The organism is Streptomyces prunicolor NBRC 13075, assembly GCF_000367365.1.
Lineage (GTDB): Bacteria > Actinomycetota > Actinomycetes > Streptomycetales > Streptomycetaceae > Streptomyces > Streptomyces prunicolor.
This window is the reverse complement of sequence record NZ_BARF01000145.1, coordinates 1-19193: the sequence shown is the minus strand read 5'-3', so window position 1 is coordinate 19193 and position 19193 is coordinate 1. Positions and strand designations below refer to the sequence as shown.

16 protein-coding genes are annotated in these 19193 nt (G+C 70.6%); 8 read left to right on the top strand and 8 right to left on the bottom strand.

Annotated elements, in window-relative coordinates:
* Positions 1–5: 5 nt before the first annotated feature.
* The 4 genes from cseB to SPR02S_RS51850 all read right to left on the bottom strand — a co-directional run bounded on the left by cseB (position 6) and on the right by SPR02S_RS51850 (position 3437).
* On the bottom strand, positions 6–713 hold the full coding sequence (gene cseB / locus SPR02S_RS51865; protein WP_019064958.1) for a two-component system response regulator CseB: 708 nt from the start codon (positions 711–713) through the stop codon (positions 6–8).
* Between the two features lie 198 nt (positions 714–911).
* Positions 912–1505: a hypothetical protein gene (locus SPR02S_RS51860; protein WP_026151684.1), complete on the bottom strand. Its 594-nt coding sequence runs from the start codon at positions 1503–1505 to the stop codon at positions 912–914.
* A 137-nt stretch (positions 1506–1642) separates the two neighbouring features.
* The gene (locus SPR02S_RS51855) at positions 1643–2182 is read right to left on the bottom strand and encodes a SigE family RNA polymerase sigma factor (RefSeq protein WP_019064956.1); all 540 of its coding nucleotides are present in this window, start codon (positions 2180–2182) and stop codon (positions 1643–1645) included.
* A 289-nt stretch (positions 2183–2471) separates the two neighbouring features.
* On the bottom strand, positions 2472–3437 hold the full coding sequence (locus tag SPR02S_RS51850) for an HhH-GPD family protein (RefSeq protein WP_019064955.1): 966 nt from the start codon (positions 3435–3437) through the stop codon (positions 2472–2474).
* A 290-nt stretch (positions 3438–3727) separates the two neighbouring features.
* Here SPR02S_RS51850 and SPR02S_RS51845 point away from each other — a divergent pair, with 290 nt between their 5' ends.
* On the top strand, positions 3728–4558 hold the full coding sequence (locus SPR02S_RS51845) for a hypothetical protein (protein WP_174447619.1): 831 nt from the start codon (positions 3728–3730) through the stop codon (positions 4556–4558).
* Between the two features lie 12 nt (positions 4559–4570).
* On the opposite strand, the gene disA is transcribed toward SPR02S_RS51845, so the two are convergent.
* Together disA and radA are read right to left on the bottom strand one after the other, a co-directional pair.
* The gene (gene disA / locus SPR02S_RS51840; RefSeq protein ID WP_026151682.1) at positions 4571–5695 is read right to left on the bottom strand and encodes a DNA integrity scanning diadenylate cyclase DisA; all 1125 of its coding nucleotides are present in this window, start codon (positions 5693–5695) and stop codon (positions 4571–4573) included.
* 82 nt (positions 5696–5777) lie between these two features.
* Positions 5778–7187, bottom strand: a complete 1410-nt coding sequence (radA, locus tag SPR02S_RS51835; protein ID WP_019064952.1) for a DNA repair protein RadA — start codon at positions 7185–7187, stop codon at positions 5778–5780.
* Between the two features lie 198 nt (positions 7188–7385).
* Between radA and SPR02S_RS51830 the strand changes: the two genes are divergently transcribed.
* Positions 7386–9083, top strand: coding sequence for a BACON domain-containing protein (locus SPR02S_RS51830; RefSeq protein ID WP_019064951.1), 1698 nt, complete (start codon positions 7386–7388; stop codon positions 9081–9083).
* 10 nt (positions 9084–9093) lie between these two features.
* On the opposite strand, the gene SPR02S_RS51825 is transcribed toward SPR02S_RS51830, so the two are convergent.
* Positions 9094–9963 carry a DUF3109 family protein gene (locus SPR02S_RS51825; RefSeq protein WP_026151681.1) on the bottom strand — a complete coding sequence of 290 codons (870 nt, stop codon included), beginning with the start codon at positions 9961–9963 and terminating at the stop codon, positions 9094–9096.
* Between the two features lie 138 nt (positions 9964–10101).
* On the opposite strand from SPR02S_RS51825, the gene SPR02S_RS51820 reads away from it, so the two are divergent.
* From SPR02S_RS51820 to ilvD, 4 genes are all read left to right on the top strand, one after another.
* Entirely contained in the window at positions 10102–11055 is a 954-nt protein-coding gene (locus SPR02S_RS51820; RefSeq protein ID WP_019064949.1) for a Ppx/GppA family phosphatase, read from the top strand.
* A 689-nt stretch (positions 11056–11744) separates the two neighbouring features.
* Positions 11745–12569 (top strand): sugar phosphate isomerase/epimerase family protein, encoded by an 825-nt coding sequence (locus SPR02S_RS51815; RefSeq protein ID WP_026151680.1) that lies wholly within the window; start codon positions 11745–11747, stop codon positions 12567–12569.
* The gene (locus SPR02S_RS51810) at positions 12566–13171 is read left to right on the top strand and encodes a TetR/AcrR family transcriptional regulator (protein WP_019064947.1); all 606 of its coding nucleotides are present in this window, start codon (positions 12566–12568) and stop codon (positions 13169–13171) included. Before SPR02S_RS51815 ends, SPR02S_RS51810 begins: the two co-directional genes overlap by 4 nt.
* 158 nt (positions 13172–13329) lie before the next feature.
* Positions 13330–15183, top strand: coding sequence for a dihydroxy-acid dehydratase (ilvD, locus tag SPR02S_RS51805; protein WP_019064946.1), 1854 nt, complete (start codon positions 13330–13332; stop codon positions 15181–15183).
* 153 nt (positions 15184–15336) lie between these two features.
* Here ilvD and SPR02S_RS51800 read toward each other — a convergent pair whose 3' ends face one another.
* Entirely contained in the window at positions 15337–17451 is a 2115-nt protein-coding gene (locus tag SPR02S_RS51800; protein WP_019064945.1) for a serine/threonine-protein kinase, read from the bottom strand.
* A 182-nt stretch (positions 17452–17633) separates the two neighbouring features.
* On the opposite strand from SPR02S_RS51800, the gene SPR02S_RS51795 reads away from it, so the two are divergent.
* Both SPR02S_RS51795 and SPR02S_RS51790 read left to right on the top strand, forming a co-directional pair.
* Positions 17634–17954 carry an SH3 domain-containing protein gene (locus SPR02S_RS51795; protein ID WP_019064944.1) on the top strand — a complete coding sequence of 107 codons (321 nt, stop codon included), beginning with the start codon at positions 17634–17636 and terminating at the stop codon, positions 17952–17954.
* Positions 17955–18112: 158 nt separating this feature from the next.
* On the top strand, positions 18113–18658 hold the full coding sequence (locus tag SPR02S_RS51790) for a hypothetical protein (RefSeq protein WP_019064943.1): 546 nt from the start codon (positions 18113–18115) through the stop codon (positions 18656–18658).
* Positions 18659–19193 lie beyond the last annotated feature (535 nt).

Here is a 19193-nt window from a genome sequence, read left to right as displayed (position 1 = left end):
CCTGCTCAGGCCTTCAACTTGTAGCCGAAGCCGCGGACCGTCTCGATCCGGTCCTGGCCGATCTTCGTGCGCAGCCGCTGCACATGGACGTCCACGACCCGGGTGTCACCGCCCCAGCCGTAGTCCCACACCCGCTCCAGGAGCTTGTCGCGGGACAGCACCGTGCCCGGCGCCGAGGAGAATTCGAGGAGCAGCCGCATCTCGGTCGGCGTCAGCGCCACCGGCTGCCCGGCCCGGCGCACCTCCATGCCCTCGGTGTCGATCTCCAGATCGCCGAAGGTGAGCACCCCGCCGCCCTCCGGGGCCACCTCCGCGTCCGCCGTACGGTCGCTGCCGCTCGCGTGTCCGAAGCGGCGCAGCACCGCGCGGATGCGGGCGACAAGGACGGCACCGTCGAAGGGCTTCGTGACGTAGTCGTCGGCGCCCGCCTCCAGGCCGAGGACGACGTCGATCGAGTCCGCGCGCGCCGACAGCATGATCACCGGGACCGTCGAGTCGTCCCGGATACGGCGGCACAGGCTCACGCCGTCCAGGCCGGGGACCATGACGTCGAGGAGCGCGATGTCGGGGCGGTTCGCCCGGAACGCCTCCAGGCCCGACAGCCCGTCGGGCATCGCCGTGACCGCGAAGCCGTCCCGCTCCAGGGCGAGTTGGGTGGCCTCACGGATGACGTCGTCGTCCTCGACGAACAGGACGTGGGTCTGGTCTGCCATCCCGGTGCTCTCAGTCCTCGTGTGGGTCGTTCTCAAGCATGGGACGCCCGAAGCGGCGTCCGCGTTCACTGATGGATCGGATCGGGCCGTCCGATCGGTTCAGCTTCGGCTGGTTCGGTTTCGATACCGACTGGTTCGGCTCCGATCGGTTCGGTTCTGGTCCGGGTCGGGTTTGATCCGGTTCGGCTCCGGCCCGGATCAGTTCTTGCTCGGGGCGGGCGAGGCGTCGCCTCCGACCGCGTTGCTGTACTCGTTGTGGGTGCTGTACTCCTGGGCGAAACGGCCCGAGGTCCAGCGGTAGGTGATCACGTTCTCCCCGGAGGGACTCGACACCGGGTCGCCCTTCTCGTACACCTGCTTGGTGACGACCAGATCGCCGCGGTCTATCTCGGCGTAGACCGGGGGTTCCTCGGCCTTGAACACATTCTCGTACGTCCCACCCGTCGCGCGATACACGTACGAGCCGATCCCCACCGCATCGCCGCAGGTCATCACGTTGACGACGACGTCGTTCGCGGTACCGCCGGTCAGCATGCCGTACGACACGTCGACCGCGTACTCGTCGGCCACGCAGGGCTTCAGCTCGTGTTTGACCGCCGACGAGACCTTCGGGTCGTTCATGACGAGTTTGACCGCGTCCACGTGGTCGTCGACGGTCGCGGAGGGCGAGGGGGACTTGGCCTCGGCGACGCCCGCCACCGAGTCGGAGTGCGCCGGACCCTCGTCACGCGCGCCGGTGCCGCCCGTGGCGCAGCCGGACACCAAAAGGGCTAGGGCGGCGAGCACGACCATCGCCGTGAACGCCGCCTCCAAGGTTCCGCGCACCCTGCCGGGCCCGAGGGTGTCCCTCGGGCCGGACCCCGTGGGGCGCCGGCTCGGGCCCGACCCCGTGGGGTCGTGACTCGGGCCGGGACCAGGGGTGTCGTCGCTCAGGCCGCGCAACGCTCCCGCTCCTCACGCTCCAGCGCGCGTGCGTCCAGGTCGCGGGCCTCCAGCTCCTCCCGGAGCCGGGCGAGCGCCCGGTGCAGCGTGCTCTTGACCGTACCGGCCGACATGCCCAGGGCCGCGGCCGTCTCTTCGGTGGACATTTGCTCCCAGTGTCGCAGGACGACAACACTGCGCTGTTTCGGTGCGAGAACTTTCATGATGTCCATAAGAAGCGCCCGGTCCGCGTGCTGCTCGGTCGCGTCGTCGACGCTCGCGTCCGGCAGCTGCTCGGTGGGGACCTCTTCGAGCTTGCGGGCCCGCCACCACTCGGTACGCGTGTTGATCATGACGCGGCGCAGGTACGCGTCCGCGAGGCGCTTGTCCTCGATGGTCTCCCAGCGGCCGTACGTCCGCACCAGCGCCGTCTGGAGCAGGTCCTGGGCGTCGACCGGGTCCGGCACCAATCGGCGGGCGCTGCGCAGCAGCGCGTCCTGTCGGGTGCGGACGTACTCCTCGAATTCGAGCACCTCGCCCTGCGCCATGATCAACCGCCTCCATCCCCGTTTCCGACCCGCCTGCTGCCGGTTGTCCTCTGCTGCTGTCCCGCCGGTCTGCGGTACGCCAATGAAGTTACGGAGGGGTTGTCACGGCACTGTGCGGAGCAGCCTGCGGAGAGCGCTCGGCTGTCCGTCGGTTGTGTAACGGAAGCGGGTTGGGGGTAAGGGGGTGGGGTGTTTGGGGCGGGTGTGGGGTGATTTGGGCTTGGCGGGAGTGTTGCGGGAGCGAGGAGTTTCCTGTGGGGCGGGCTTTTGTCTGTGAAATGACCGTGCGTCAGGTGCGGGTCGCGGGGAGTCGGTACATGCCGTCGGGGAGGGGTTCGACCAGGCCGTCGGAGACCAGGCCGTCCAGTGCCCTGGCCCGTTGCACCGGCTCGTGCCACACGCGGTCGAGTGCGGACTGGGGGACGGGGGTGTGCGCTTCGCGGAGTACGGCCAGGAGCTTGCCGCGGACCTGGCGGTCCGTGCCCGCGTATGTCTGGCCTTTGCGGGCCGGGCCCTCGTGGTCCGGCTTGCCCGCGAGGTTCCACGCGCACTGGGCGGAGATGGGGCAGCGGTGGCACGTCTCGTTCTTCGCGGTGCAGACGAGTGCGCCGAGTTCCATGGAGGCGGCGGCCCAGCGGGCTGCGGTGTCGTCGTCCTGGGGGAGGAGGGCGCGGGCCAGCTTGCGTTCGGCTGCGGTGGTGGCGTTCGGGGGGTACTGGGTGCCGGTGACCGCGCGGGCGAAGACTCGGCGGACGTTGGTGTCCAGTACGGCGTGGCGCTGGCCGTAGGCGAAGGACGCGACTGCGGCTGCCGTGTACTCGCCGATGCCGGGGAGCGCGAGGAGTTGGGCGTGGTCGGTGGGGACGTCGCCGCCGTGGCGTTCCGTTATGGCGGTGGCGGCGCCGTGGAGGCGCAGGGCGCGGCGGGGGTAGCCGAGGCGGCCCCAGGCGCGGACGGCTTCGCCGGGGGCGTCCTTGGCGAGGTCGGCGGGGCGGGGCCAGCGGGCGAGCCACTGTTCGTAGACCGGGAGGACGCGGTTGACCGGGGTCTGCTGGAGCATGAACTCGCTGACCATCACGGCCCAGGGGCCGGCGTCGGGGTGGCGCCAGGGGAGGTCGCGGGCGTTGTCCTCGAACCAGTCGATGACCTGGGTGTGGAGGCGGGCTCCGTCGGGTGAGGTGGCGGACGTCGTGGACGTCGCGGATGTGGTGGACGTCGCGGATGTGGTGTGCGGGGGATTCGTGGGCGCAGTCATGGCGGGTTCGATCCTGCCACGGTTGGTGGGTGGGTCGGGGTCGTGGCGGTACGGCGAGCCCGCCGCTGGTCGGGCCCCTCTGGTGTTGTCACAGTTGGACGGGTTGGTGCCGGGTACGCGGCGGGCTGCGCCGTACCGCCACGACCCGCTCCCGTTGTTCGGCGGCTGCGGGCCTGTGGTCCATCCCGGGCCATTCCAGGCGGGGTTACCGGGATGATGATCCGGAAAAGTTGGGGCTGGGGCGGCGGGTGGGGCGAGGTAACTCGCCGATCTCTCGTACAGTTTGCGCCGTGGGATCACTGCGCAATCCGGTCGGGCCGCTTCCCTCCTCCATCTATTGGCGACGGAGGGTCCTCATGGTGTCCGTGGTCGCCTTGTTGGCGCTGCTGATCACCTGGATCGTCAACTCCGGTGGCGGGGGCGGCAAGAACGGTGCCGACGGGGCCAAGAACGGTAAGACTCCGGCTCCTACGATCACTGCCGGGCCGTCGGGATCAGGTCCCGCCATCAGTCAACACCCCGGCGGGCGCGATGAGTCGAGCGGCTCGAGTAGTTCGAGTGGGGCGAGTGGAAGTGGATCAGGTGGCTCGGGTGCGTCGTCGGGTGGCGCGAGTGGGGCGAGTGGGGCGACTGGTGGGGGTTCCGGGGTTGGTGGGTCCGGTGGCGGTAGTAACGGCGGTAGCAGTACGGGGACTACGGTTCCTGCCGACTCCACGCTTCCCAACTGCACTGCCAGTGCTGTGCAGTTGAGTCTGCGGAGTCTGCACAACTCGTACTCGCCGGATCAGACTCCTACTTTTGTGCTCGCCGCCAAGAACTCCTCCGGCAGTGACTGCAAGGTCGATCTCGGGCCCAAGAGTGCGGTGTTGACCATCACGGAGGCGGGGGGCAGCGCTGATTTCTGGTCGTCCGCCGACTGTCCCAAGGGCTCCGGGAGCGTCTTCTACCGGGTGTCCGCCGGGAGCAGCGTGACGTACACCCTGAAGTGGGACCGCAAGCCGAGCGCGCCCGAGTGTGCGACTCCGGCCGCCGGGTCGGCCGGGGCCGGGACCTATCTGGTGGAGGCGCAGGCCTCCGGATTCGCCAAGGCGCAGATCTCGTTCGTGCTGGCGAGTGACTGACCTGACGTCGGGTTATACGTAGCGTTCCAGGATTGACGATTCCGCCAGGCGGGAGAGGCCCTCTCGGACGCTTCTTGCCCTTGCTTCGCCTACGCCGTCGACCGTCTGTAGGTCGTCGACGCTTGCTGCCAGGAGTTTCTGGAGGCCTCCGAAGTGCTCCACCAGGCGGTCGATGATCGCGCCGGGGAGGCGCGGGACCTTGGCCAGGAGGCGGAAGCCTCGGGGGGAGACCGCCGAGTCGAGGGCCTCGGGGGAGCCGGTGTAGCCCAACGCGCGGGCCACGGTGGGGAGTTCGAGGAGCTCGGCGTGGGAGAGGGCGTCGAGTTCGGCCAGCGCCTCGTTCACCGTGCGGGAGCGTTTGGCCGTGGGCTCGGGGACGTAGTCGCGTACTACTAGTTCGCGTTCCGGGTCCACGCCTGCGATCAACTCCTCCAGTTGGAGGGCGAGCAGGCGGCCGTCCGTGCCCAGTTCGAGTACGTACTCCGCGATCTCGGTGGCGATCAGGCGGACCATTTCCAGGCGCTGGACCACTGCCGAGACGTCTCGGACCGTCACCAGGTCCTCGATCTCCAGGGCCGACAGCGTTCCCGCCACCTCGTCCAGGCGGAGCTTGTAGCGCTCCAGGGTGGCGAGGGCCTGGTTGGCGCGGGACAGGATTGCCGCCGAGTCCTCCAGTACGCGGCGTTGGCCGTCTACGTAGAGGGCGATCAGGCGCATGGACTGGGAGACGGAGACCACGGGGAAGGCGACCTGTTTGCTCACTCGGTCTGCCGTGCGGTGGCGAGTGCCTGTCTCCTCGGTGGGGATGTTCGGGTCTGGGACCAGTTGGACGCCTGCTCGGAGGATCTTCGAGAGGTCGGAGGACACCACGATGCCGCCGTCCAGTTTGCAGAGTTCTCGTAGGCGCGTGGCCGTGAATTCCACGTCCAGGATGAAACCGCCTGTGCACATCGCTTCTACGGTCTTGTCGGAACCGAGCACGATGAGTCCGCCCGTGTTGCCGCGGAGGATTCGCTCCAGGCCGTCGCGCAGGGCCTGGCCGGGTGCCACGGCGCTCAGTGAGGCGCGCATCAGGCCATCGGCACCGGAGCTCCCGCCGGACTTTCCGGGAGCTGACGCCCGGTCGTTGGCTGCCACTGCACTCCTCGGGTCGCAGGTTTTTCTGGTGCTCCCGTTTCGCGTACTCGGTTCATACGGACGGGCGAGACCAGGGCAAAGTCTACCGGCGGTCCTCGTCGTCCCGTGGGGCCTCTCGCTTACGGGACCTTGGAAGGACCCGGAGAGCGTCTCCTATGTCGGCTACTTCGATGACCTTCATGCCTGTGGGGATCTTGCCCGGGTCGCTCGGAACGAGGGCGTGGGTGAAGCCCAGACGGTGTGCTTCGGAGAGTCTGCGCTGGACGCCCGTGACCCTTCTGACCTCGCCTGCGAGGCCTACTTCGCCGATCGCCACCAGGTTCTTGGGGAGGGGGGTGTCGCTCGCCGCGGAGGCCAGGGCGAGGGCGATGGCCAGATCTGCCGCCGGTTCGGAGAGTTTCACTCCGCCCACCGTCGCCGAGTAGATGTCCCGTTTGCCCAGGGCGCTGATGCGGCCCCGCTGTTCCAGGACCGCGAGCATCATCGAGACCCTGGACGTCTCCAGGCCCGAAGTGGTGCGGCGGGGGGAGGGGATCTGGGAGTCGACCGTGAGCGCCTGGACCTCGGCCACCAAGGGGCGGCGGCCCTCCAGGGTGACGGTCAGGCAGGTGCCCGGGACCGGCTCCGCGCGGCGGGTCAGGAACAGGCCGCTCGGGTCGGCCAGGCCCGTGATGCCCTCGTCGTGCAGCTCGAAGCAGCCGACCTCGTCCGTCGTGCCGTAGCGGTTCTTGACGCCCCGTACGAGGCGCAGGCGGGCGTGGCGGTCGCCTTCGAAGGAGAGCACCACGTCCACCAGGTGTTCCAGGAGGCGGGGGCCCGCGATCGCGCCGTCCTTGGTGACGTGGCCTACCAGGAGGGTGGACATGCCGCGCTCCTTGGAGGCGCGGATCAGGGCGCCGGCCACCTCGCGGACCTGGGCCATGCCGCCGGGGGCGCCGTCGATCTCCGGGGAGGCCACCGTCTGGACGGAGTCCAGGATCAGGAGGGAGGGCTTCACCGCGTCCAAGTGGCCCAGGATCGTGGCCAGATCGGTCTCGGCGGCGAGATACAGGTGGTCGTCGATCGCCTTGATGCGGTCGGCGCGCATCCGGACCTGGCTCGCCGACTCCTCGCCGGTGACATAGAGCGTGCGGTGCTCGTCGCTCGCCGCCTTGGCCGCCACGTCGAGGAGGAGGGTCGACTTTCCTACGCCCGGTTCGCCCGCGACGAGGACGACCGCTCCGGGGACCAGGCCGCCGCCGAGCACCCGGTCCAGCTCGGGCACCCCGGTCGAGCGGGCGGTGGCCTGACGGGCGTCGACCTGGCCGATCGGTACCGCGGAGGTGGTGACGCGGCCGGGGGAGGTCGTCCGGACAGCGGGGGCGCCGTACTCCTCGACCGTCCCCCAGGCCTGGCACTCGGAGCAGCGGCCCAGCCACTTGGCCGTCTGCCAGCCGCACTCGGTGCAGCGGTAGGACGGTCGGTCCTTGGTGGTCTTCGTACGGGCAGCCATGCGTGAACCGTAACCGCCGCCACTGACAACGCGGTCGGCGGTCGGGGCGTGCCTCTTCGGTATCCGGCCACTGTCCGTCGGGAACGAGCCATGGACGTCAGGGTGCCTGTCCCCTTTTGAGGGATCGTTTCACCCGTACGGATTAAAAGTGCTCAAGGGGGCGGAAGGGGGCATCGCCCGCCGCCTACGGTCGCACGGGTGATGAGCAGCAGTCCGGAGACCTCGACCCGCACCACCGGCGCACACCGGGCGCATCGGGAGGCGCGCGACCGCGCTGCGGCGCGCACCCTGGCGCAGCGCCCGCCCGCGCGCTACGAGCCGTATCTGGACGGCCTGTTCACGTACTGCCTCTCCGTCCTCTGCGACCACGACACCGCGACCGCCGCCCTGGGGGACGTGCTGGCGTTGGCCGAACGCCGGGGCGCGCGCGTGCCGGAGACGGCCGGTGACCGTCGGGCCTGGCTGTACGCGCTGGCCCGCTGGGCGTGTCTGCGCAAGCTGGCCGAGGCCAAGCAGAAACGTCAGGGCACGCACGCGGTGGGGCGCAGCGAGGTGGAGGAACCGGCCCTCTCCGAGGAGGTGCGCGAGCAGCGGCGGCGTGAACTCGCCCTGCTCGCCTGGCCGGAGGCCGCCGGGACCACCCCGGAGCAGCGCGAGGCGCTCGAACTCGCCGTGCGCCACCGGCTCGCCGCCCACGAGGTCGCCGCCGTTCTCGGCATGGACCTCGCCACAGCACGGGAGTTGCTGGCTGCCGCGGCCTGTGAGGTGGAACGCACGCGTGCCGCCCTCGCCGTCGTCGAGACCGGGAGCTGCCCGAGCGTCGCCCGTCTCACCGGTGACCATCAGCTGGTGCTCAGCAGCGCCCTGCGCCGCGAACTCGTCCGGCATGTCGACGACTGCCCGCACTGCCGTCGTACCGCCGAGCGCGCGGTCCCCGGCAGTTGGCCCGGCGCGAGTGTCACGCCTGCCGAACTGCCCGTTCTGGAGGCGCCCCGCGCGGCCCTGCATGTCGCGATGGCGCATCTCCCACGCGCGCGTGGCGCGGCGGCACCGCGCTTCGACCGGCGCGGTTTCCCGATGGACCCGAAGGACCGTGCCGCCCGGAGAGACCGGCTACGCGCGCGTGCCGTCACGACGACCGTCGTCGCCACCGTCATCGCGGCGCCCGTCCTCGCCCTGTGGGCCGCCTACCGGGGTACGCCGACCGGCGAGGGTGTCGACGGCCGGGCCGCCACCGCCAGCGAGCAGCACGGCCCCGACGCCCTGGAGGGCGCGGTCGCGAGCGGCGGCTACGAGAACACCGGGAACGCCGGCACGAGCCCGCGGCCCGGCAAGAAGGGCACGAACGACGTCTCCGTAGAGGTCATCAGCGTCACCGGCGCCGGCCAGAAGGGCGCCGGGCAGCTCGCCGTCTCGGCCGCCAACAGCAGCGACACCACGCTCATCACCCTCACCGCGTCCGGCTCGGCCCCGGTCCGCTGGTCCGCGACCACCGCGGCGCCCTGGCTCTACCTCAGCCAGTCCTCGGGAACCCTCGCACCAGGCGAATCGTTGACGATCAAGGTGTACGTCGACCATCTGCGCGAGCCCTCCGGCCACTGGACCGCGCGCGTGGCCGTCTCACCGGCCGGCGCCGTCGTCTCGATCGAGGGCTACGGCACCGCGCCCGCCCCGACCGACCCCGGCAACCCCACGCACCCCACCGATCCCGGCGACCCGCCCTCGTCGAGCCCGGACCCGACGCCCACGAGCACGGCACCGACCGACCCCACGCCCAGCGACCCGCCGCCCACGTCCGCCGACCCGACCCCGACACCGACCGCGACGGACTCGTCCTCCGCCGACCCGGGGGGCTCGACGCCGCCGCCCGACGACGGCGACCCGAGCTCGTCCTAGTCGCGGTCCCTCAGGCGACCGGGTCCGCCGGATGCGGTGCCAGCAGCGGGAGTTGCGAGGCCAGGCGCTGTTCGCACAGCTCGACCAGGCGGTCGTAGCCGGCCTTGCCCATCAGTTCGGTCAGCTCCGGGCCGTAGGACACATAGACCGGGTCGCCCGCGCCGTGCGCCGAGGTCGCCGACGTGCACCACCAGTGCAGGTCGTGGCCGCCGGAACCCCAGCCCCTGCGGTCGTACTCGCCGATCGACACCTGGAGCACGCGCGTGTCGTCCGGCCGGTCGATCCACTCGTACGTCCGTCGCACCGGCAGCTGCCAGCAGACGTCCGGCTTGGTCTCCAGGGGCTCGCGGCCCTCCTTGACGGCCAGGATGTGCAGCGAGCAGCCCGCGCCGCCCGCGAAACCGGGGCGGTTCTGGAAGATGCACGAGCCGTTGTAGGGGCGGGTCTGGCGGTCGCCGTCCTCGTCCTCCGAGGTCCAGCCGTTCTCCACGCCCTCGTCGTGGTGCTGCCAGATGTCGGGCGTGAGCCTCGCCACATGCCCGGCGACCCGTTTCTCGTCGTCCTTGTCCGAGAAGTGCGCGCCCAGGGTGCAGCAGCCGTCGTCCGCGCGGCCCGCCTGGATGCCCTGGCAGCCGCTTCCGAAGATGCAGTTCCAGCGAGAGGTCAGCCATGTCAGATCGCAGCGGAAGAGCTGCTCCTCGTCCGCCGGATCCGGGAACTCCACCCACGCGCGCGCGAAGTCGAGCCCCTTCTCGTCGGCTTTCAGGGCCTTCTTCGTCGACGGCTTCGGGGGCTTCGGGGACTTGGCCGACGTCACCGGCGAAGAATCGCCGGGTGATTTGGCCGCCTTGTCGTTCTTCGCCTTTTTCGTCTTTGGCACGCGTCCAGGGTAAGTCGCCGGAGGCGGGCCCAGACACCGCTCCGGGGACCGTCCCACCCGCCACCCGACCACCACCCCTCAACGAGGGGCTGCGCCCCGCCCCTTCTGGATCGTGCAGGTGGCAGTAGCGTTCCGTATATGAGACTCGGTGTCCTCGACGTGGGATCGAACACGGTGCATCTGCTGGTGGTGGACGCACACCCGGGCGCGCGCCCGTTGCCCGCGCACTCGCACAAGGTGGAGCTCCGCCTTGCCCAACTCCTCGACGAGGACGGGGCGATCGGCCCCGAAGGGGTCGACAAACTCGTCGGCGTCGTCCAGGAGGCGTTGCAGGCCGCCGAGGACAAGGGCGTCGAGGAGATCCTCCCGTTCGCCACCTCCGCCGTCCGCGAGGCCAGCAACGCCGACGACGTCCTCGCGCGCGTGCAGACCGAGACCGGCGTCGAACTCCAGGTCCTCACCGGCGCCGAGGAGGCCCGGCTCACCTTCCTCGCCGTCCGCCGCTGGTTCGGCTGGTCCGCCGGCAAGCTCCTCGTCCTCGACATCGGCGGCGGCTCCCTGGAGATCGCCTACGGCATCGACGAGGAGCCCGACGCGGCCGTCTCACTGCCCCTCGGCGCGGGCCGCCTCACCGCCGGCTGGCTCCCCGGCGACCCGCCGGAACCGGACGCGATAAGGGCCCTGCGCCGCCATGTGCGCGCCCAGATCGCCCGTACGGTGGGCGAGTTCAGCCGTTTCGGCGCCCCCGACCACGTCGTCGCCACGTCGAAGACCTTCAAGCAACTCGCCCGCCTGGCCGGCGCCGCCCGCTCCGCCGACGGCCTCTACGTCCAACGCGAACTGAAGCGCGAGTCCCTGGAGGCCTGGGTCCCCCGCCTCGCCGGCATGACCACCGCCCAGCGCGCGGTCCTCCCCGGCGTCTCCGAGGGCCGCGCCGAGCAGCTCCTGGCGGGCGCGATGGTCGCCGAGGGCGCGATGGATCTCTTCGGCGTGGAGACGCTGGAGGTGTGTCCTTGGGCGCTGCGCGAGGGCGTGATCCTGCGGCAGTTGGATCAGATGCCGTCAGGGCTGGATCAGATGCCGTCGGCGTAGGCGCGGGTGGCTGTTTGTCGGGGCGTGCGTGCGTGGTCGTAGTGGGGGCGCGAGGGTGTAGTTGGGGTGCACGCGCGCGTGGCCGTGACGCACCGGCGCGGCTGTCCGCGCGGGGCGGGTCGACGCCTTGGTCTGCTTGGCCACGTGATGCACACGCGCGTGGCTGTCCGTCGGGCCCGTCAGACACACGCGTGTGGCCGTGATGCGCACGTGGGTGGTTGCCCGCGCCCGGGCACTGATCACCCCCGGCTGTGCTCGGCCGTAGGGCACGTACGCGTGGCCGTCTGTGACGCACGCGCGCGTGGTTGCAACTCCCACCGCCCAGCACCTACCGACTCCGGCCCACATTGATCAGCCCGTCCGGCGTTTGAGGACGAGGCCCCTTGAGGGCCGACGGGGGTCCGGGGGCGGAGCCCCCGGCAACGGCGCCGCAGACGAACGAAGCGCCCGCAGACAATCGAGCACCCGCACACGAACGAAGCACCCGCGGACGCACAAAGAAGGCCCCCCCGGGCCCCACACCAGCCGATCCGCACTGAACGCCCGCCCTGTACCCGACGTATCGAACCCGCATGAAGTATCGCCACAACGCGACCCCGCGTCGGAGATGGCCGGTTGCCGTACCCCGCACAGGGCGTGCACAGCAACCGGCTCCCCTGCGCAAAGCGCCGCCCCGTAGTCTGTCCTCCGTGGCAGAACCAGTCGTGCGCATCCCGGATGCGAAGGTCGCGCTGTCCACGGCGTCCGTGTATCCGGAGTCGACGGCGACGGCCTTCGAGATCGCCGCGCGCCTCGGTTACGACGGCGTCGAGGTGATGGTGTGGACCGACCCGGTCAGCCAGGACATCGAGGCGCTGCGCCGGCTCAGCGACTACCACCAGGTCCCGATCCTCGCCGTGCACGCGCCGTGCCTGCTCATCACGCAGCGGGTGTGGTCGACCGACCCGTGGATCAAGCTCCAGCGCGCCCAGGCGGCCGCCGAGAAGCTCGGGGCGAGCACGGTCGTGGTGCATCCGCCGTTCCGCTGGCAGCGCCAGTACGCGCGGGATTTCGTCAGCGGGATCTGGCGGATGGCGAACGAGACGGATGTGCGGTTCGCCGTAGAGAACATGTACCCGTGGCGCTACCGCGACCGCGAGATGCTCGCCTACGCCCCCGACTGGGACGTGACGAACGAGGACTACCGGCACTTCACGATCGACCTCAGCCACACCGCGACCGCCCGCACCGACGCGACCGAGATGATCGAGCGGATGGGCGACCGGCTCGGCCATGTCCATCTCGCGGACGGCAACGGCTCCAACAAGGACGAGCACCTCGTCCCGGGCCGCGGCACCCAGCCCTGCGCCGAGCTGCTGGAGCGGCTCGCGACGACCGGCTTCGACGGCCATGTCGTCATCGAGGTCAACACCCGGCGCGCGATGTCCAGCGCCGAACGCGAGGCCGATCTCGCCGAGGCGCTCGCCTTCACCCGGCTGCACCTGGCCTCGGCCGTGAAGGTGCCCCGGCGGTGACCGACGCCACCGCCAAGCGCCGGGGCCGGCCCCCTCGTACGGAGTCCGCCGACACCCGCGACCGCATCCTGACGGCGGCCCGGGAGGAGTTCTCCGAGCGGGGGTACGAGAAGACGTCCGTGCGGGGGATCGCGAAGGCCGCCGGGGTCGACTCGGCGCTCGTGCACCACTACTTCGGTACGAAGGAGCAGGTTTTCGAGGCGGCGATCGAGGTCGCGTTCGCACCGGCGCAGAACGCGCCGGCGGCGGTCGCCGAGGGGCCGCTGGACGGCGTCGGCGAGCGGCTGACCCGGTTCATCTTCGGCGTCTGGGAGAACCCGGCCACCCGTAAGCCCCTGCTGGCGGTCGTCCGTTCCGCCGTCAACAACGAGGCCGCCGCGGCCGTCTTCCGGCGGCTCGTGGTCGCCCAGGTGCTGGGCCGGGTCGCCGCCCAGCTCGACCTCCCGGACGCGGAACTGCGCGCCGAGCTGGCGGCGGCGCAGCTGGTCGGTACGGCGATGCTGCGGTACGTGATCAAGGTCGAGCCGCTGGCCTCGGCGGACGTGGAGCAGATCATCGCGCGGGTCGCGCCGGTGGTGCAGGGGCATCTGACCGGGCCGTGATCGCCGAGCCGGTGATCCCCGAGCCGGTGATCTCCTGAGCCCCGTCGTCGCGCTTCCCGTGTGAGACGTGTGTCCCGAGATGCGGACACCGTGTCCGCCCCCTGGATGACCGGCGTACGCTCTTTAGCAGCCCTATCTGTCTGAAGGAGCGATCGACGATGCCCGAGCTGAGGTCCCGTACAGTCACCCACGGCCGCAACATGGCGGGCGCACGCGCCCTTATGCGCGCCTCCGGTGTACCCGGTGCGGACATCGGCCGGAAGCCGATCATCGCGGTGGCGAACAGCTTCACGGAGTTCGTGCCCGGCCACACCCACCTCCAGCCCGTCGGCCGGATCGTCAGCGAGGCGATCACCGCGGCCGGCGGCATCCCGCGCGAGTTCAACACCATCGCGGTGGACGACGGCATCGCGATGGGCCACGGCGGCATGCTCTACAGCCTGCCCTCCCGCGACCTGATCGCGGACTCGGTCGAGTACATGGTCGAGGCGCACTGCGCCGACGCCCTGATCTGCATCTCCAACTGCGACAAGATCACGCCCGGCATGCTCATGGCGGCACTGCGTCTGAACATCCCGACGGTCTTCGTCTCCGGCGGTCCCATGGAGGCCGGGCGCGCCACGCTGCAGGACGGCACGGTCCGCACGCTGGACCTGATCGACGCGATGGTCGACGCCGCCAACGAGAGCATCTCCGACGCGGACGTCCTCAACATCGAGGAGAACGCCTGTCCGACCTGTGGCTCCTGCTCCGGCATGTTCACCGCCAACTCGATGAACTGCCTGACCGAGGCCATCGGCCTGTCGCTGCCGGGCAACGGCTCGGTCCTCGCCACGCACACGGCCCGCAAGGGCCTGTACCAGGACGCGGCCCGCACGGTGATGGACATCACCCGCCGCTACTACGAGCAGGACGACGAGACGGTCCTGCCGCGCAACGTCGCCACCTTCGAGGCCTTCGAGAACGCGATGGCACTCGACATCGCGATGGGCGGCTCCACCAACACGATCCTGCACCTCCTCGCGGCGGCGGAGGAGGGGGGCGTCCAGTTCGGCCTGGACGAGATCAACGCGGTCTCGCGTCGCGTCCCGTGCCTCGCGAAGGTCGCCCCGAACGTCGCGAAGAACCGCACGTACTACATGGAGGACGTCCACCGCGCGGGCGGCATCCCGGCCCTGCTGGGCGAGTTGCACCGCGCGGGCCTGCTGAACGAGGACGTCCACTCCGTCCACAGCCCGTCCCTCGCGGACTGGCTCAAGACGTGGGACGTGCGTGGCGGTTCGCCCTCTCCGGAGGCCGTGGAACTGTGGCACGCGGGTCCCGGCTGCGTCCGTTCCGCCGAGGCATTCTCCCAGTCCGAGCGCTGGGAGGCGCTGGACGAGGACGCGGCCGAGGGCTGCATCCGCGACGCCGAGCACGCGTACTCCAAGGACGGCGGCCTCGCGGTCCTCAAGGGCAACCTGGCCGTCGACGGCTGCGTCGTGAAGACGGCGGGTGTGGATGAGTCCATCTGGACGTTCGAGGGCCCGGCGGTCGTCTGCGAGTCGCAGGAAGAAGCCGTCGAGAAGATCCTCAACAAACAGGTGACGCACGGCGATGTCGTCGTCATCCGCTACGAGGGCCCCAGGGGAGGCCCCGGCATGCAGGAGATGCTCTACCCGACGTCCTTCCTCAAGGGCCGCGGCCTCGGCAAGACCTGCGCCCTGATCACCGACGGCCGCTTCTCCGGCGGCACTTCGGGCCTGTCCATCGGCCACGCGTCCCCCGAGGCGGCGTCCGGCGGCACCATCGCCCTCGTCGAGAACGGCGACCGCATCCGCATCGACATCCCGAACCGCACCATCGAACTCCTTGTCGACGACGCCGAGTTGGCCCGCCGCGAGGCCGTGCTGGACGGGCGCTACGCCCCGAAGCAGCGCGAGCGCAAGGTGTCGGCCGCGCTGCGCGCATACGCCGCGATGGCCACCAGCGCGGACCGGGGTGCCGTGCGGGACGTCAGCAAGCTGGGCTGAGGCCCGTCGAGTTGTGGGGCCGCTTCCGTTCCGACGGGGGCGGCCCTTTCGCTTGGAGTTTGTCTGTCTACGGCTACCAGCCCCCGGTCGTACGGGAGTTGCCCCTTCTCCGACTACCAGGCCTCGGGCGCACGGGAGTTGGCCCCGCTACGGCTACCAAGCCCCGGGCGTAACGGAGTTGACGGCGAAGACCGTGCCGTCCGGCGCGGCGGCGTACACGCGACCGTCCGCTACGACGGGTTCGGGCAGCGCCGCGCTGACCTGGTCCGAGTTGGAGTCGAGGCGGGCGGGAGTCTGCCCGACGAGCTTGCCCGCGCGGGCGTCCACGGCGAGCAACCGCCCGTCCGCGGCGGTGATGTACACCTGTCGGCCGTCCGCGACCGGTGTGGACCCCCGCAGTACGGCCGTCTCCAGACTCCACACCTGCCTGCGCGCGTCCATGTCCACGGCCACCAGCGATCCGCCGGCCCCCATGACGTAGACGACGTTCCCGCGCACGGTCCCGTGCCCCTGGTCGAGGGCCAGCGGCAGCGTCACGCGCCGCGCGGCTCCGGTGCCCGGGGTGTAGCGGACCACGGCCTTCGTGGACGCGTAGACGGTGTCGACCGAGAGGAGATACAAGGACCCGCCCGCGGTGCCGACGGGCTTCAACGTCCCCTTCAGCCGCGCGTCCCAGCGCACCGCACCGGTGTCCGGATCGACCGCCGTCACCCGGGTGTTCGCCCCGTCGTCCGACGTGTTCGTCGCGTACGCCGACGGGTCCCCGGTGAACGAGGTGAAGTACGGCGCCTGTTGGCCCGGAATCCGGTGGCTCCACTTCGTGGCGCCCGAAGCGGCGTCCACCGCCGTGACCGTTCCGTCCGCATGGGTGAGCAGGAGCATGCCGCCGGCGTCCGCCAGCCCGGTGTACGCGGGGACGGTCTTCTGCCAACGCACCTTGCCCGAAGCCGGATCGAGCGCCTCCAGCCGCCGGCCGCTGTCCAACGAGGGCTGCACCAGGCCGCCCGAGAGGACCGGCGGCCCGCTCCGGTGCGTCGTGGCGACGGAGTGCCGCCACAGCACCCGCCCGTCGGACGGATCCAGGGCGAACACCACCCCGGGCTGCGCACAGAGCAACTTCCCTGCCCCGTACGAGCATTGGGGCGTGCTCTTCTTGGAGACCGGGGTCGCCTGCCACCCGCCGAACGCGGTGCTGGGTGTGGCGTGCGGGGTGGTGCCCTTCGGCGGAGTGTCACCGGCGTCGGACAACTGGAGCGAGGCGACCGTGCCGATCGCGGCCAGCCCGAGCGCGCCCGCCCCGAGCGCGAACCGCTTGCCGAGCCGCGGCCCGCGCCGCCGTTCGGACTGCTCGGACTCTTCCGTCTCTTCCGTGCGGCGCTCCGGCACCGGCGTGGCACCGGTCCGCCGCGGTGCCGGTATGTACGCCTGCGTGTCGTACGAGGCCGACACGGACCGCAGTTCACGCATCAACTCGTCGGGCGTGGGCCGGTCCTCGGGCTCCTTGGCGAGGCAACGCAGCACCAGCGGCGCGATGTTCTCCGGCAGACCGGCCAAGTCCGGTTCGTCGTGGACGACTTGATAGGCGACGACGTACGGGCTGTCGGAGTCGAACGGCCCGCGCCCGGTCGCCGCGTGCACCAGTACGGACCCGAGCGCGAAGATGTCGGCGGCCGGACCGACCTCCCGGGGCCGCCGGAACTGCTCCGGTGCCATGAACGGCGGTGTGCCGATCAACTTGCCCGTCTCGGTGCGCAGTTCGCTGTCTTTCGGCCGGGAAATGCCGAAGTCGATGACCTTCGGCCCGTCCTCGGCGAGCAGCACGTTGCTCGGCTTGAGATCTCTGTGTACGACGCCGACGCGATGGATGTCGCGCAGCGCCTCGGCCAGTCCCGCCATCAGCCGGCGCAACTCGCCGGGCGCCATGGGCCCGTTCCGCTTCACATGCTCGGACAGGGTCGGCCCGGGGATGAACGACGTTGCCATCCACGGCCGTTGGGCCTCCGGATCGGCATCGACCACCGGCGCGGTGAAGGCCCCGCTCACCCTCCGCGCGGCAGCCACCTCCTGCCGGAACCGCCCCCTGAACTCGGGGTCCTGGGCGAACTCCGCGTGGACGACCTTCACGGCGACCTTCATCCCGGAGGTGCTCTGCGCGAGATGCACCACGCCCATGCCGCCGGAGCCCAGGCAGGACTCCAGGCGGTAGTGACCGGCGTACTCGGGAAGTTCCGCTTCCGCGCCCGCTCCGGTGCCGTGCTGTGGCGCCATGGAACCACCCCCGTGCTGATCGTCCGCGCGCGCGACGCACGGAGCCTAGTCGATGACCCGTACGGGACAGAGGCGGCTTGCTGGCTTCCGAGTGCGAGTTGCGCACATATGTTTCATGGCGTGTTTTAGGGGAATCATCGGGGCCCCATGGCAGTCATGGGGGCGAACGGGGGAGGTTTTTCATGTCTGTTGACCGTATTGAAGGGGTCGAGGGCGAAGGCACGACGGAAGCCGTCACGACCGCGGCGGCGGCCCTGCACTACTACTCGATAGCGCCCAACACCCGCGTCAACGTCCGCAGCGGCCCGGGCACCGGCTACACCATCGTCCGCGTCCTGGCCGAGGGCTCCCAGGTCCCGATCTACTGCCAGACGCCGGGCACCACGGTGACCGGCTACTACGGCACGACGAACATCTGGGACAACATCGACGACGGCGAGTACATCTCCGACGCGTACGTGAACACCGGCAGCGACGGTTACGTCCGCCCGCACTGCTCCTGACCGCACCATCGCGCCGGCCGTGACCGGAGCCCTTCTCCTGGAGGGGGCTCACCGGTCACGGCCGGCGCGGCGCGGCCCAGTCCCGTAGAACCGCCGACAACCACACGCGAACAGCCCCGACGGGAGCCTCCGCCGACCCCCGGAGCCATAATCGTCCCGTGAACGACGAGACCGGCACCGGCACCCAGGACACCCCCGAGGGCCCCCCGAGCGAAGGCACAGCCACAGGCACAGGTACGCAGACAGGCCCGCGCCCCGAACCCCTCCGCTTCTTCGGCACCACCTGGGTGGACCACGACGACGGCTACACCGCACGCCGCATCGCCGCGTCCGCCGGCTCACTCCTCGCAGCAGTCGCCGCCTGCCTGATCCTCCGCTTCGCCTACCAGGGCATCCAGATCGCGGACGTCGGCAGCCTCGTCACCCTCCTCGTCATCGTGATGTTCGCGATCTGCAGCGCCCTCGCCTTCGGCCACACCTGGGAAGCCTTCAAAAAACGCCCCGACCCCGACCGCCAGGCCTCCCTCCGCGGCCTCCTGGCCATCGGCTTCGTAGGCTCCCTCCTCGCCTACTTCGCCCGCTCCCTGGTGGAGGCCCCCGGCGAGAACCTCCACCGCCAGGAGTACGAGGCGGCCCTGACCCAATACGAGAAGCGCACGAAACGCCGCACCGGGAATCCTTCTAAGAAGCGCCGGCGGTCTTGAACTGGGGGTTGGTGGGACCGGGTGCTGTGGGACCGGGGGCTGCGACGCCGGGAGGCTGCGCCACCCGGGGAGCTTGGACACTCGGGGCTGCGACACATGGGGCTGCGACACTCGGGAAGCTTCGGCACCTGGGGACTTGAGACGCGTCCGGCGGTTGGGGCTCGTTGGGTGAGCGGGGTGGGGGAGGTGCCCAGGACGACCGGAGTGGCTGGAGTGACCCAGGTGTCGTGGGCGACTTGGGCGACTTGGGCGACACGGGCTTCTTGAGTAGGGACGGCGGCTTGGGAGCCTCCGGCTCATGGGAACTCGGTGCCTGAGGTGTCTTGGGTGGTCATAGGCGGCCGAACCACCACCGCCGCCTCACCAAACCACGGCCACCACCCCACCGGCACCCTCCCCTCGGCACCCCCACGCTTCCCAGCCCGGTCCAACCCCGGCCCCGCTCCTCCCCCTCCCCTCCCCACCCCATCTGTCACCAAAATCCCCTGCACCCCACACCCACCCCAGCGACCATGGCCCTATGACCACCTCGTCG